The 14,767-nt window shown below is 66.6% G+C and carries 9 protein-coding genes and 1 tRNA gene; 9 read left to right on the forward strand and 1 reads right to left on the reverse strand.

Going from position 1 to position 14,767, the window contains the following annotated elements; all coding sequences use genetic code 11:
* Positions 1–54 precede the first annotated feature (54 nt).
* Positions 55–1,881 (forward strand): ABC-F family ATP-binding cassette domain-containing protein, encoded by a 1,827-nt coding sequence (locus JYA52_RS16745; protein WP_205654301.1) that lies wholly within the window; start codon positions 55–57, stop codon positions 1,879–1,881.
* A 182-nt stretch (positions 1,882–2,063) separates the two neighbouring features.
* On the opposite strand, the gene JYA52_RS16750 is transcribed toward JYA52_RS16745, so the two are convergent.
* Positions 2,064–2,663: a TetR/AcrR family transcriptional regulator gene (locus JYA52_RS16750; RefSeq protein ID WP_205654535.1), complete on the reverse strand. Its 600-nt coding sequence runs from the start codon at positions 2,661–2,663 to the stop codon at positions 2,064–2,066.
* A gap of 178 nt (positions 2,664–2,841) precedes the next feature.
* Here JYA52_RS16750 and JYA52_RS16755 point away from each other — a divergent pair.
* From JYA52_RS16755 to JYA52_RS16790, 8 genes are all read left to right on the forward strand, one after another.
* A tRNA-Gln gene (locus JYA52_RS16755) sits at positions 2,842–2,913 on the forward strand.
* A gap of 121 nt (positions 2,914–3,034) precedes the next feature.
* A complete protein-coding gene (glmU, locus tag JYA52_RS16760; protein WP_205654303.1) occupies positions 3,035–4,528 on the forward strand; it encodes a bifunctional UDP-N-acetylglucosamine diphosphorylase/glucosamine-1-phosphate N-acetyltransferase GlmU in 1,494 nt (497 codons plus the stop codon).
* A complete protein-coding gene (locus JYA52_RS16765; protein ID WP_205654304.1) occupies positions 4,525–5,505 on the forward strand; it encodes a ribose-phosphate diphosphokinase in 981 nt (326 codons plus the stop codon). The genes glmU and JYA52_RS16765 overlap by 4 nt, the downstream gene beginning before the upstream one ends.
* 270 nt (positions 5,506–5,775) lie before the next feature.
* Positions 5,776–6,381: a 50S ribosomal protein L25/general stress protein Ctc gene (locus JYA52_RS16770; protein ID WP_205654306.1), complete on the forward strand. Its 606-nt coding sequence runs from the start codon at positions 5,776–5,778 to the stop codon at positions 6,379–6,381.
* A gap of 101 nt (positions 6,382–6,482) precedes the next feature.
* Entirely contained in the window at positions 6,483–7,067 is a 585-nt protein-coding gene (pth, locus tag JYA52_RS16775) for an aminoacyl-tRNA hydrolase (protein ID WP_205654308.1), read from the forward strand.
* Between the two features lie 154 nt (positions 7,068–7,221).
* Positions 7,222–9,960 (forward strand): helix-turn-helix transcriptional regulator, encoded by a 2,739-nt coding sequence (locus JYA52_RS16780; protein ID WP_205654310.1) that lies wholly within the window; start codon positions 7,222–7,224, stop codon positions 9,958–9,960.
* The gene (locus tag JYA52_RS16785) at positions 9,938–12,706 is read left to right on the forward strand and encodes a LuxR C-terminal-related transcriptional regulator (RefSeq protein ID WP_343915036.1); all 2,769 of its coding nucleotides are present in this window, start codon (positions 9,938–9,940) and stop codon (positions 12,704–12,706) included. The genes JYA52_RS16780 and JYA52_RS16785 overlap by 23 nt, the downstream gene beginning before the upstream one ends.
* 709 nt (positions 12,707–13,415) lie before the next feature.
* A complete protein-coding gene (locus JYA52_RS16790; RefSeq protein ID WP_205654312.1) occupies positions 13,416–14,741 on the forward strand; it encodes a SufS family cysteine desulfurase in 1,326 nt (441 codons plus the stop codon).
* Positions 14,742–14,767 lie beyond the last annotated feature (26 nt).

The following is a 14,767-nucleotide window of genomic DNA, read 5'->3' on the forward strand; positions in this document are numbered from 1 at the left end:
TAACTTTCAGTTCCCCGTTCGCATGAAGAAATCCGCAGAAGAAAGCAGTTCCCCGTGGCACACCTGCTCGGCGGCGAGAGCCTCACGGTCTCGTACGCAACCCGCACCGTTCTCGATGGCGTCACCCTCGGACTCGAGGAGGGCGACCGCATCGGCATGGTGGGCCGCAACGGTGACGGCAAGTCCACGCTGATGCGGCTGCTGGCGCTGCGGTCCACACCGGATTCCGGCCGCGTCACCAAGCGTGGAGACGTCAATATCGGCTACCTGGACCAGAGCGACGTGCTCGACGGCGACCTCACGGTCGGTGCCGCCATCGTTGGCGACCAGGCGGACTACGAATGGGCACGCAACCCGCAGATCCGTGAGGTCATGGGCGGGCTGGTGTCCGACGTCGACTGGCACGCCAACGTGCACGCCCTGTCCGGCGGCCAGAAACGGCGCGTTGCGCTGGCCAAGCTCCTCATCGAGGACCACGACGTCATCATGCTCGATGAGCCCACCAACCACCTCGATGTCGAAGGCGTCGCCTGGCTGTCCCGGCACCTGAAGACCCGGTGGCGGGCCAACCAGGGCGCGTTCCTGGTCGTCACCCACGACCGCTGGTTCCTCGATGAAGTCTGCAACAAGACGTGGGAAATCCACGACGGGATTATGGACCCGTTCGACGGCGGTTATGCCGCCTACGTGCTGGCCCGCGCAGAACGCGACCGCATGGCGTCCGTGGTCGAAGGCAAACGCCAGCAGCTGGTGAAGAAGGAACTCGCCTGGCTGCGCCGCGGCGCCCCTGCCCGTACCGCCAAGCCCAAGTTCCGGATCGAGGCCGCGAACGCGCTGATCGCCGACGTTCCCGAACCCCGGGATTCCATGGCGCTGAGCAAGATGGCCACCGCCCGCCTGGGCAAGGACGTCCTGGACCTGGAGAACGTGTCCCTGGATTTCCTCGGCGGTGACGAGGGCCAGAAGCTGTTCAACAACATCACCCTCCGGCTGGCGCCGGGCGAGCGCCTCGGACTCGTGGGTGTCAACGGCGCAGGCAAGACCACACTGCTGAAGCTCCTCAACGGCGAGATTCAACCGACATCCGGAAAGGTCAAGCGCGGCAAGACCGTGGTCACCGCCGTCCTCACCCAGGAAGTCAAAGAGCTCGACGACGTTGCCGACCTCCGCGTCATCGAGGTCATCGAGCGCGAAAAGCGTTCCTTCAACGTTGGCGGGAAGGAATTCAGTGCCGGCCAGCTCGTGGAACAGCTTGGCTTCACCAACGAGAAGCAGTGGACCCCCGTCCGCGACCTTTCCGGCGGTGAGCGGCGACGTCTGCAGCTGTTGCGCCTGCTCGTCGGGGAGCCCAACGTGCTGATGCTCGACGAACCGACCAACGACCTCGACACCGACACCCTCGCCGCCGTCGAGGACGTCCTCGACGGCTGGCCCGGCACCCTCGTCGTCGTCAGCCACGACCGCTATCTGCTGGAACGCGTTACGGACCACCAGATGGCACTCCTGGGCGACGGCAAGATCCGCGGCCTGCCCGGCGGCGTGGACCAGTACCTCGAACTCCGGGAATCCGCGATGGCCGGGTCCACGATCACCGGCGGCGGCAACCCGGTCACCTCGGCAAGCTCCGGCGCGGCAGCGCCCGTCTCGGGAGCATCCGAAGCGGAGAAGCGCGACGCCCGCAAGGCCAAGAACCGCATTGAGCGCCAGCTGGGCAAGCTCACGCAGCAGGAAGAAAAGATCCACGCCCAAATGGTCAAGGCCACGGCCGACAACGACTTCGATGCCATGGCCGAGCTAAACAAGAAGCTCAAACCCCTGGCCGACGACCGCGAAGCCCTCGAACTCGAATGGCTCGAGGCACTCGAAGTCCTCGGCGAGTAAGCGTCGGGCGCTGGCTGGGTGCCGAAGCCGGCCCTTCGACGTCGCTTAGACACGACGCAAAGGGGCTGCTCGCTCGCTGAGCGAGCTCCCATCCCGTTGCGCCGCGATGCGCTCCTTATCGAAGGACCGCTTCCGGCGAAGGGCCGCTGCGCCGCGGTGGTGACTACGTACGACGGCGAAGGTCAGCTCTCGCTGCGGAGTTCGGGTTCCTTTTTGAGGCCGGTGAGGCCGTTCCATGCGAGGTTGACGAGGTGCGCCGCTACGGCGCGCTTGTCGGGCTGGCGGCTGTCCTGCCACCATTGGCCGGTCATGGCCACCATGCCCACGAGCATCTGGGCGTACATGGCACCGTCGGCTGCTCCGAATCCGCGGCGGGAGAATTCGTCGGACAGGATGTGTTCCACGCGCTCCGTGACGTGCGACAGCAGGGTGGAAAAGGCGCCTTCGGGCTGGGACGGGGGAGCGTCGCGCAGAAGGATGCGGAAGCCGTCGGTACGGTCCTCGATATAGGTCAGCAGGGCCAGGGCGGCGCGTTCAACCAGGATGCGCGGCTTTGCTTCCTCGGTGAGGGCATCATTAATGGCGGCCAGCAGGAACCTGTATTCAAACTCCACCACCTGGGTGTACAGGCCCTCTTTCGACCCGAAGTGTTCATAGATCACGGGCTTGGAGACGGCGGCGGCGGCGGCGATCTCCTCGATGGTGGTGCCGTCCAGGCCCCGCACCGCGAAAAGGCCCCGCCCCACGTCAACCAACTGTGAACGCCGCTGGGGTCCTGTCATCCGCGGCCGCGGGATGCGTACGGAGCCTGTTTCCGCCGTCGCTGCCGGGTTCCCCGCCCCGCCGGCTGCCCTTGTGCTCTTGCTCACCGTCCCATCATGCCTCACCCGGCGAGGTCGCATGAGCCTCACCGTTCGTGGCAGAATTGGTTCTCGTGCCCGGGCTTAGCGCCCGGCACGGTCCGCTCTGGTGTAATGGCAGCACCCCGGCCTTTGGAGCCGTGGAGTATAGGTTCGAATCCTATGGGCGGAACTGCTGCATCAGCGCTGTCCAGTAGGATGATGCCTGTTGCCGGCTCCGGGCGCAGGCTCGGACGCCGCCGCGCAGGCAGGCGCGGACTGCAGCACCGCAACCGACCAAGGAGAGCCCGTACGTGAGCCCCGAGAAGTCCGGCCCAGCCGCCGTAATCGTCCTAGCTGCAGGTGCCGGTACCCGGATGAAGTCCCGTACCCCCAAGATCCTCCACGAAATCGGCGGCCGTTCCATGGTCGGGCACGCCCTCCTCGCCGCGCGCGCCATCAACCCGCGGCGGGTGGCCTTCGTCGTCCGGCATGAGCGTGACCGCGTGGCCGCCCACCTCAAGGAGCTTGACCCCGAAGCCCTGATTGTCGACCAGGACGAGGTCCCCGGCACGGGACGTGCCGTCGAAGTCGCGCTTGAGGCGCTGGACGCGGACGCGCTCCTCGAAGGCACCGTCGTGGTGACCTACGGCGACGTGCCGCTGCTGACCGGCGGGATGCTCGCCGAACTCGTCGCCAAACACGAATCCGAAGGCAACGCGATCACGGTGCTCACGGCATTGCTCGACGACGCCACCGGCTACGGCCGCATCCTCCGCTCCGCAGACGGCACAGTGAGCGGCATCCGCGAGCACAAGGACGCCACCGATGACGAGCGCGGGATCCGGGAAATCAACTCCGGAATCTATGCCTTTGACGCAGCAGTGCTCAGGGACGCCCTCAGCCACGTCACAACGGACAACTCGCAGGGCGAGAAGTACCTGACGGACGTCCTGGGGCTGGTGCGCGAGGCCGGCGGGCGCGTCGCCGCCGTCGTCACCGAGGACCGCTGGCAGGTCGAAGGCGCCAACGACCGCGTGCAGCTCGCTGCTCTGGGAGCGGAGCACAACCGGCGCATCGTGGAAGCCTGGATGCGCGCCGGCGTGACGGTCGTTGATCCGGCCACCACGTGGATCGATTCCACCGTGACCCTGGCAGAGGACGTCCGTATCCTGCCCAATACGCAACTGCACGGCAGCACCACGGTGGCGCGTGACGCCGTCGTCGGCCCTGACTCAACCCTGACCGACGTCCGCATCGGCGAGGGAGCAAAGGTGGCCCGCACGCACGGCTCCGGCGCGGACATCGGAGCGGGCGCCAGCGTCGGCCCGTTCACGTACCTGCGTCCCGGGACGGTGCTGGGCGAGGCCGGCAAGATCGGCGCCTTCTACGAAACCAAGAACGTGACCATCGGCCGCGGCTCCAAGCTGTCCCACCTCGGCTACGCCGGCGACGCCGAAATCGGCGAGGACACCAACATCGGCTGCGGCAACATCACCGCCAATTACGACGGCGAGAAGAAGCACCGCACGGTGATCGGATCCGGCGTCCGCACCGGTTCCAACACAGTATTCGTTGCTCCGGTCACGGTGGGGGACGGCGCCTACAGCGGCGCCGGTGCCGTGATCCGGAAGGACGTACCCGCAGGCGCCCTGGCCCTGTCCATGGCCGCGCAGCGCAATGCGGAGGGTTGGGTTCTCGCCAACCGTCCGGGTTCGCTGTCCGCGGCCCTGGCGGCGGCAGCAGGCGACACGCGCAGTCACACCTCCAATTCCCCGGCATCTACAGAAGAGGGCAAGCAACCATGACCGAAATTACGGCTCGCGGCGAAAAGAAGCTGGTGCTCGCCGCAGGGCGTGCGCATCCGGAGCTTGCCCGCCAGATCGCCAAGGAGCTCGGCACCGAGCTGCTGCCCGTGGACGCCTACGATTTCGCCAACGGTGAGATCTACGTGCGGGCCGGGGAAAGCGTCCGCGGCACCGACGCCTTCGTCATCCAGTCCCACCCCGCACCCCTGAACAACCACCTCATGGAACAGCTGATCATGATCGATTCGCTGAAGCGTGCCTCGGCCAAGCGGATCACGGTCGTCTCGCCGTTCTACCCCTACTCCCGCCAGGACAAGAAGGGCCGCGGCCGCGAACCGATCTCGGCGCGCCTCGTCGCAGACCTGTACAAGACGGCCGGCGCGGACCGCATCATGAGCGTTGACCTGCACACGTCGCAGATCCAGGGCTTCTTCGACGGCCCGGTGGACCACCTCATGGCCATCCCGCTTCTGGCGGACTACATCCGGACACGGGTCGCAGCTGACAACATCACCGTTGTCTCGCCCGACACCGGCCGCGTCCGCGTAGCCGAGCAGTGGGCCGAACGCCTGGGCGGCGCCCCGCTCGCCTTCGTCCACAAGAGCCGCGACCTCACGGTTCCGAACCAGGCTGTCTCCAAGACCGTGGTGGGCCAGATCGAAGGACGCACCTGCGTCCTCATCGACGACATGATCGACACCGGCGGCACCATTTCCGGAGCCGTGGCCGTCCTCAAGAACGCCGGAGCCAAGGACGTGATCATCGCGGCGACGCACGCGGTCTTCTCCGACCCCGCGGCCCGCCGGCTGTCCGAGTCGGGTGCCCGCGAAGTGGTGGTCACGGACACGCTGCCGATTCCCGCCGACAAGCGCTTCCCGGAGCTCACGGTGCTGTCCATCGCGCCACTCATCGCCCGGGCCGTCCGTGAAGTGTTCGACGACGGTTCGGTCACCAGCCTGTTCGACGGCAACGCCTGATTTCCCAGGCTGCGCTGGTTGAGACTGCCGGTTTCGGCAGGCTCAACCAGCAGTCGCAGGGCCCGTTTTCAGTATTCGGTCCCGGCGCTGATAAGATATATCCCGATACCTTGGCGAGGGAGAGTAGCTCCGGGCAACCGGACCACTGGTCTCCGTTATCGACTGGGTCTGAATCTCCCTTCTGGAAGGGCGCCCCCGGGCCGCCCGGCGTTGAAGGTCGCTCCAGACCTCCGCCCTTGCTGACAAACCAAAAGCCACCAGGAGATATCCATGTCTGAGCAGAAGCTCGCAGCAGAAGTACGCACCGAATTCGGCAAGGGCTTCGCCCGCCGCGCCCGCATGGCCGGCCAGATCCCGGCCGTCATCTACGGCCACGGCGCCGAGCCCATCCACATCACCCTTCCGGCCAAGGCCACCACCCTGGCCGTGCGCACCGCCAACGCCCTGCTGTCCCTGGACATCAACGGCGAAGGCCACCTCGCCCTGGTCAAAGACATCCAGCGCGACCCGATCAAGCAGATCATCGAGCACATCGACCTCCTGACCGTCCGCCAGGGCGAGACGGTCACCGTGGACGTTCCCGTGCACCTCTCCGGCGAAACCGCACCCGGCACCGTCCACAACCTCGAGCTGACCGTCGTGTCCCTTGAGGCCGAGGCAACGCACCTGCCCACCGCCGTCGAGGTTGACATCGAGGGCCGCGGCGCCGGCGAGCACATCCACGGATCCGATCTCGTCCTCCCGAAGGGCTCGGTCCTGCTGACCGACGCCGATGCACTCGTCGTGAACATCTCCGAGGCCATCGAGGAAGCTGCGGAAGGCGAAGAGGGAGCCGCAGTAGCAGGGGCTCCGGCCGAGGCAGCCTCCGCCGAGTAATTACGGCACTGTTTTTCCGCACGGCATTCTTCGCGTGCGTACCGGTGGCCGGGTCCTTTGGGCCCGGCCACTGGCGTATCCGACCACTTTAGGATTGATCCATGACTGATACCTGGCTGATTGTCGGCCTTGGAAACCCGGGCCCCGAGTACAGCCGCAACCGGCACAACGTCGGCCAGATGGTCCTCGATGAGCTCGCGGCCCGCGTTGGCGGCAACTTCAAGATCCACAAGGCCCGGGCGCAGGTGCTGGAGGGCAGGCTGGGCATTGGCGGTCCGCGCCTGGTCCTGGCCAAGCCGGTGACCTACATGAACGTCTCGGGCGGGCCTGTTGCTGCCCTGGCGCGTTTCTATGACGTCGATCCGTCCCGGGTCGTGGCAGTCCACGATGAGATCGACATTCCCTTCAACACGGTGAAGCTCAAAATCGGCGGTGGCGAGGGCGGCCACAACGGCCTCCGGGACATGTCCAAGGCCCTGGCCACCAAGGACTACCTCCGTGTCCGGGTGGGGGTCGGCAGGCCACCCGGGCGGATGGATACAGCGGACTACGTATTGCACGACTTCGCACCGGCGGAAAAGAAGGAACTGCCCTTCCTGATCGATGAGGCCGCGGACGCGGTGGAGCTCCTGATTCGGGACGGCCTGACGGCGGCCCAGCAGCGGTTCCACCCGGCCAAGGTCTGACGACGGCGGCCCGGCCGGCTGCCAGGCGGCCGGGACACGCCGAAATGTGAAACGTTTGCCCTGTTTTATGTCACGGGTATCGGGGTAGTCTGTCTCGTAAGCGGGGGAGGCGATGGGGCCTTGATCCTGCAAAGCGGGATGTAAGGAAAAGTTCATGTCAAATGAGCCACTGAGCTGGGGACGTGGGTCTACGGCGGGAGTGCTGGCGGGACCAGGCGCTTCAGCCGGCGGAACGGACCTTCAACGTTGGTCGGTCCCTGCGCGCAGCGCCGACCTTGAATCAATCCGCAACGCCCTGACGGATCCCGACTCCCTGGGGGTCGTCATTACCGGTGCCCGCGGTGTGGGCAAATCCTCGCTGGCCCGGACCGCCGTGGCTGATCTTGGCCCGGACGTCTGGGCACTCCAGCTCCGCAGCCCGCTCGCCGGTTCGCAGACCTCCTACGGCTGCCTGGCCTTCCTCTTGGCCCGCCTTCCGCAGTCTGCGATGGGGTCACCCACGGCCATCCTGCAGGGCATCACCTCACTCATCAGGAGCGACGCCGGCGGCAGGGAATGCATCATCACCCTGGACACCACCGGCATGATCGATGACATGAGTGCCGGCATCCTGCTGAACATCATGCTGACCCGTACGGCGCGGGTCATCGCGATCGCCCCCGGCACCAGCGACCTTCCCGCGGACTTCCACTGGTTGCTAACTGACCGCCGCCTCACCGAAGTGAGGCTGGAGAACCTGAACGAGCTGCAGACCCGGCAGGTGCTGCTGACACTGCTGGGGCACCGCGTGTCCGCATCGCTCGTGAGCACCTACCACGCCATCGTCGGCGGTAACCCCCTGCTGCTCAAGGCCCTCGTGACGGAGCAGCAGCAATCCGGAAACCTTGTCCTCTCCGATTCTGTATGGACGCTGCGGGACAAGGTGGTCCTTGACGGCGCCGCGGGCCTTGACGATATTGTCCGCTCCCGCTGGTCCCGCGAAACACCGGAAAGCCGCGAAGTCATGGAAATGCTGTCCTGCGCACGCAGGGTGCCGCTGTCACGGCTCAGCGAGCTGTACGGTACGGATATTGTGGCTGACATGGAGGATGCGGGACTGCTGAAGGTGGGGGACACCGAGGAACGCTGGGTGTCCCTGCGGGAGCAGTACCTGGGGGACGTCGTGCGGTCGTGGCTGAGCATCTCCCGGCGGCGGGAGCTCAGGAGCGAGCTACTGGGCGACGACGAACCAGAGCTGGCAAAACTGAGCCTGGAAGAGCGCATTGAGTTCGCCGCATGGACGCGGGAATGCCAGGCCGAGCTCAGTCCAACCATGGCGGTGGCCGCGGCCGAGGCCGCCGTGCAGATGTTCGACCCCCGTTTTGCCCTCAGTTGCGTCGAAGGGCTCAAGAGAACTGACGCGGAGTGGGTGGCCGGACAACACCACAAGGCCACGGCCTACCTGCTGCTGGACCTGCCGCTGCAGGCGATGGACGCCCTGGACAGCATTTCCCAGGCACAGCTGGACGAGTTGGGCGTGGAGGATTTCGCCCGTGTTGTGGCCGCGAAATGCCGGGTGATGATGTGGCTGCCCGAGCAATGTGACAAAGTGCCGGCGGAGATTGCCGACGCCCGGCGCCGCCTGGACGTTGCACCGGGGCCGGCCGCCAGCTGGCCGGACGCCCTGGGCGCGGCCGCCAACGTCATCACGCTCGCGGAGTTTGAATACCGGTCTTTCATCGGCGACTACGCTCCGATGATCCCGGTCCTTGAGGAGGCGGCAGACCCTGCGACGAACAAGGACCCCGGCTTCCGCATCCAGTCCGCCCTGATCCTCATGCACTCCCTGTCTGCGGTGGGCAGGGAAATGGACGCCCTCCAGCTGATGCGGCGGGTCGGGGGCCAGCTGTCGGATGCGGGCCCCATGACGGGCCTGCGCGAGATGTTCGCCATGACGGCTTTCTCCGTGCTGCTCCAGGCGGGCCAGTGGCGGCGCTGTCTTGACCTCGTGGGTCCGCCCAAAGGACATGAGGAGCGCCGACTGGCACACCGGACGTCCGCCATGGAACTGGCCACAGGCATCGCCTACGTCTACTCGGGTCGCGGTGCCGTGGCCTTGGATTCCCTGCTGTCCGCGGTGGCCCAGCTGGAACTCCGTCCGGTCGTGAACATGCTCCAGGCCGCATATGCCGCTACGGCGTTCGCCTACGCGCAGATCGGCAACGCGGGCCAGGCCCACAAGTACCTCGACAAGCTGCGGGGGGCGCGCGGGCACTGCAATTTCCGCACCAAGGTAGTTACCGATTTCTGCGCCGATATGGCAGGGCGGTGGCTGGGGGATCCAGACGCCGTGAAACGGCTGCTGGACGCTGCCCGCCGGGACATCGCGGCGGAACGCTATACGCTCGCCGGCATCAGCCTGCTGGGTGCCACTGTCAACGGAACCGACGACGACTTCCGGCTGATGGAGCAGGTGGCCGGCCACCGGCAGGGAAAGCTGGCCGAAATTTCCCGCCTGATCGCCGTGGGCAGCCGCACCAAGGATGCCAAGGTTCTCCTGGAGGGCGCGCACCTCGCCGCTGAGCTTGAACTGGACGCCGTGGAGGCACGGTGCGTTGCACTTGCCGTGGACTTCGCCCGGCATTCGGGCGATTCCGCATCGGCCCGTGTGGCGCAGGCCAGACTGGACAGCCTCACGGCCACCGTTCCCAGCCTGCCGATCGTCCCCAGCAGTGGCAGCCCGCTCCTGACGGCACGGGAACGCCAGATTTCCCGCCTGGCGGGCCGGGGCGTGTCCAACCGGGACATCGCCTTGGAAATCGGTGTCTCTGTCCGCACCGTCGAGGGCCATCTTTACCAGGTGTTTACGAAACTCGGTGTGACTTCCAGAGGTGATCTGCCTGGACTCGTCTAAGGGCCGTACCCAGAAGCCGGAACCGGCAGCTAACCACCGGCAGCTCACCGGGCGGCGTGAAGTGATTGACCACGTCTGCGGCACCATCCGCAGCCGGGCAAACCAGGCCGTTTTTCTAATGGCGGGGCCGGGTCTCGGAAAGACCTCGCTCACGGACGCCGTCAGCGAAAACCTGTCCGCCGAAATGACCATCCTCCGGATCCACGGCAGTTCTTCTCTCGCCAAGGTCCCATACGGCGTGCTCGCTCCCTACACCGCCGACCTCCCGCTGGACGAGGCAGACTCGCCCGTGGCGGTGCTGAGGGCTGTCTGGGCCTATTTCCAGGAGCTCAAGGCAGGCAAGGACGTGCCGCTGCTTCTCGTCATCGATGATGCCCACCATCTAGATGAAGCCACGGCGAACATGATTGTGGACATGATGTCGGCCGGGTGGGCGGGCGTATTGGCCTCGGGGCGCCCACGCCCCGGACTGCCGCAGGCACTGAACCAGCTGTGGTACGACGGCCAGGCAGAGCGGATTGACCTCCGGCCGCTCAACGGGGAACAGGTCACGGAAGTCGTGGAACACACGCTCCACGGGACCGTCCCGGCGAACACTGTGCAGTCATTGTGGTCCGCTTCGGGTGGAAACCCCCTGCTCCTGAACTGCCTTCTGCGTGATGCGGTCGAAGCGGGCATCCTGGCCAAGAGGAACGGTATCTGGCTGTTGCTGGGCCCCCTGCCCGCGGACGGGCCCAGACTGTCCGACGTTGTTGTCAAAGACCTCCTCCGCAGAACGCCGGAGGAACAAGACGCATTGCGCCTCATTGCCCTGGCCGAGCCCGTGGATCGTGGCCTCATCGAGGATGTGTTCGGCGGCGCAGTGGTCCGGTCCCTCCTGGATCACCAGCTGGTGAGCGAATCCAGCGGGCGGCGCAGCCAATTACGCATTTGGCACGCAATCCTTGGCGAAGCCATGCGGCACCAGGTATCCGTCTCCCGGAGCCTCCAGCTGCGGCAAAAGATGGAGGGCCACCTCGACCCCGCGACAGCCGGTGCCGAAGGCAGGCTGCGGCTGGTCGAATGGTCCCTGGAGTGCGGGATGGAGGTGTCCGACCCCGACCTGCTGGAGGCTGCCCTGCTCGCCGCGACGATGTTCAACAACGCCGGTGCACGCCTCATGGCAGGCCACGTGACGGACCCCGAGCTACAGGCCCGGGCACAATCCATCTCGGCGAGGGCACTCTTCAATGAAGGCAAGTACCGGGAGGCTGCGGGCCTCCTGGACAGCTGCTGGCTGGAACTGGCGGAGGTCCCGGAAGCTCCTCACGTGCTCATGCTCAGGGCATCGGCGCATCTGGCCCTCGGCAAATCGGCGGAGCTGCTCAGGGCGGAGTCGCGCGACCAGCTCGCCGATGCCGGAGACGACCCCCAGGCCTCCTGGCAGGACCGGATCCACCACCTGCTGGAGCTGGCCGAAGCCGGAGACCACGAGGGGATCCGGACGCTCATTGCCTCCCTGGAAGGCGGCGGGGGCCTGGAGGCAGCACCGGGAGCCGCTGCATCCGGAGCCGTCAAAGCCAAGGTAGCGGAGCGCCCCCTCGTGGAGCCCCTGCCTGCCACGGTGACCGAAGCCACCAGCACCGTCGCGCACGCCCTGCTCGCCCAGACCCTCGTGTCGGCCGGGCGGGCCCACCAGGCCCACGACGCCGCCCTCGCGGCGGCACCGTCCATGGAGGCACTCCAGAGAGGCCTGTACTTCTTCAACGAGTTCCTCCTGACGCGCCTGGTTTCAGCCTCGCTCGCGGCCGGCAACTGGGAGGCTTCCGAACACGAACTGGCCAGCCCGCACGCTGAGGAAAACGAAGGGGCGGCCACCTTCGGAGGGGGTTTCCACGTGCTCCGCGGACTGGGCTTCCTCCGGCAAGGGCAGCTGGAGCGTGCCTACCAGGTGCTTCTTCCCGCCGTCGAAGCCCTCCGCATCAATGATCCACTCCAGCAGTTCCGGTTCGGCACGGCGCTCGCCTTCTATGCCGCAGCGCGTCTGGGGGATGGCGCGCAGGCCCAGCGCCTCGAACAGGATCTGATTGCCGCCCGGCACGCCAGCGGTCCCGGGAGTGAACTCCTCGCTGAAGCCTATGCCGCGGCGGCCGCCGAATATCTGGACCGCAAGGGCAGCGGCCTGGCCAAGCTTCGCGAGCTGGCGGCGTCACCACGTGTTGTTGCGCAGCCGGGGACGAGGATGGAATGCCTGATCCTCTGTTCCGATCTCGGCGACCGCTCGGTGGCCGACGACATCGCATCCCTTGCCGACTCCGTTGAAGGCCGTTGGGCCGCCGGCTGGCATCAGCTTGCCCACGCCTGGGCCAGCGAGGATGCCGACGTGCTCATGGAAACCGCTGCCGGCCTTGAGGAGGCGGGCCTGGTCAATCTCGCCAGGGAGGCCTATGCCCGGGCCGGTGCCATCCTGGACGCAGCGGGGGAGCGGCGGCGCGCCCGGCAGGCCGTTGCCCACCGCGAGAAGTGTGACCAGGAGCTGGGTGAGCGGTTCCGGGAAAGCCCGTTCGTTGCCTCCGTCCCGAGCGTCCACCTGACCCGCCGGGAGCGTGACATCGTGGAGCTGGCAGTGCAAGGACTCTCCGACCGGGAGATCGCCCAGCAGCTGATGGTGTCGGTGCGGACCGTCGAGGGACATCTGTACCGGAGTTACGTCAAGCTCGGCGTGCGCCGGCGGGACGAGCTCGCCCTCGCCCTTCCGAAGAAGTAGCCTTCCAAAGAAGTAGCCGCCGGGGAAGTAGTTCCACGCCAACGTGCAAAGCCCCCGGCGTCCGGACGCCAGCTGTCACAGCGCCCCAGGGCCGTCCCAGCGCCATCTGCCTGCCCGTGCAGCCGTCATCCGCCGTGCCCGTGCAGCCTCCTGCGCCGCGCCCGGACGCGCAATTTGTCCCCGGTTCCGGCCGCGACAGCCCTACCTGCTGAAACCAGTAGCCCACTACCCGAAAAAACGAGTACTCGATACTCGTGCTGTGGCTCCCACTACGCGATTAACTGTTACTGGCAGCAGAAACCGGAGACGAAGTCACCGCGGAAGCTGCCACCAAGAACTTCCAGCACCAAGAACTTCCAGGTCTCGCGATGAAGCAACTTCCGGTCCCCAAGGGGCCGGGTTCAGGCGGGGCCGGCGACGTCAGAGCCTTCTGAGACCGAGGCTCTCCCCCCAGCCGTCGCCGGCCCTTACACGTGCCCGAGGCGCCCGCGCATGACGGCAACTGTGAGGCGGCCCTTCACACCCGAAGGGCCGCCTCACTGCGTCATGGGCAACACAGCGTCATGGGCAACACAGCGTCACGGGCGACACCGCCTCATGGCCACACTGCCCGGGGCACCCCGCGGCGGTGTGCGCAATACCGCGGTGTCGGGAATTCGGCGCTGTGGGACAATTGAGGGGTACCTCAAGGCATCCCAAGGAGTCCCCATTGGCCGTAGTAACAACGCCAACCACGCTGGAGCGCGCGCTTCCGGCGATGGATAATGCCGAGGTCCTCCGGATCCGGAACGATTTTCCCGTTCTGGATCAGCTGGTCAACGGCCGGCCCCTCGTCTATCTGGACTCCGGTGCCACGTCGCAGAATCCGCTGAGCGTGATCGAGGCAGAGCAGGAATTCTACGAGCAGCGGAACGCCGCCGTACACCGCGGCGCCCACCACCTGGCCGTAGAAGCCACTGAGGTCTTCGAGGACGCACGGCAGACAGTGGCCGATTTCGTTGGCGCAGACTACGCGGAGATCGTCTGGACATCCAATGCCACCGAAGGCCTGAACCTGATCAGCTACGCGCTGTCCAACGCGGGCCTGTGGGCCGCGCAGGGCCGCGGTGATGCCCGCCTGCGGGAGCTCGGGCTCGGCCCCGGGGACGAAATCGTGGTCACCGAAATGGAGCACCACGCCAACCTGATTCCCTGGCAGGAACTGGCCTACCGGACCGGCGCCGTGCTGCGATACATTCCCGTCGACGACTCCGGGAAACTTCATCTGGACCAGGCAGCCGAAATCGTGGGCGAGCGCACCCGGCTTCTTGCGTTCACACACGCCTCCAACGTGCTCGGCACCATCAACCCCGTGGCGGAGCTCGTGGCCATTGCCCGGCGGGCCGGTGCGCTGGTGGTGCTGGATGCGTGCCAGTCGGCGCCGCACCTGTCCCTTAACGTCAAGCAGCTCGACGTCGACTTTGCCGTGTTCTCGGGCCACAAGATGCTGGGGCCCACGGGCATCGGCGTGCTGTACGGCAAGCAGGAGCTCCTGGACGTGCTGCCGCCGTACCAGACCGGCGGCTCCATGATCACCACCGTCACCATGGAGCGGGCCGAATATCTGGCCGCACCGCAGAGATTCGAGGCCGGGACCCAGAAGATCTCCCAGGCCGTGGCGCTCGCCGCCGCCGTCAACTACCTGACCGAGACCGGCCTCGACCGCGTGCACCGCTGGGAGTCAGAACTCGGCCAGCGCATGGTGGCCGGCCTCGAAGCCATTGACGGGATCAGAGTCCTGGGACCGGCAGCCGGCCAGGACCGAATCGGCCTGGCAGCATTCGACGTCGCCGGTGTTCACGCGCACGACGTCGGCCAGTTCCTGGACGCACGCGGAATCGCCGTCCGCGTCGGCCACCACTGCGCCCAGCCGCTGCACCGGCGCCTTGGCCTGACGGCAACCACACGGGCCAGCGCCTACTTGTACAACACCACCGACGACGTCGACGAATTCCTGGATGCAGTCTCCGGAGTCCGCGCCTACTTCCGCGCCTAGCGCGGAACCCTGAAGACAGGTACCGC

Origin of the sequence: Arthrobacter pascens, from assembly GCF_017052465.1 — a bacterium.
Taxonomy (GTDB): domain Bacteria; phylum Actinomycetota; class Actinomycetes; order Actinomycetales; family Micrococcaceae; genus Arthrobacter; species Arthrobacter pascens.

Bases quoted from the DNA above. Each gene is read 5' to 3' on its own strand.
- JYA52_RS16750 (WP_205654535.1), bottom strand. From the start codon at position 2,663: ATGACAGGACCCCAGCGGCGTTCACAGTTGGTTGACGTGGGGCGGGGC.
- JYA52_RS16770 (WP_205654306.1), top strand. From the start codon at position 5,776: ATGTCTGAGCAGAAGCTCGCAGCAGAAGTACGCACCGAATTCGGCAAG.
- JYA52_RS16765 (WP_205654304.1), top strand. From the start codon at position 4,525: ATGACCGAAATTACGGCTCGCGGCGAAAAGAAGCTGGTGCTCGCCGCA.
- pth (WP_205654308.1), top strand. From the start codon at position 6,483: ATGACTGATACCTGGCTGATTGTCGGCCTTGGAAACCCGGGCCCCGAG.
- JYA52_RS16780 (WP_205654310.1), top strand. From the start codon at position 7,222: ATGTCAAATGAGCCACTGAGCTGGGGACGTGGGTCTACGGCGGGAGTG.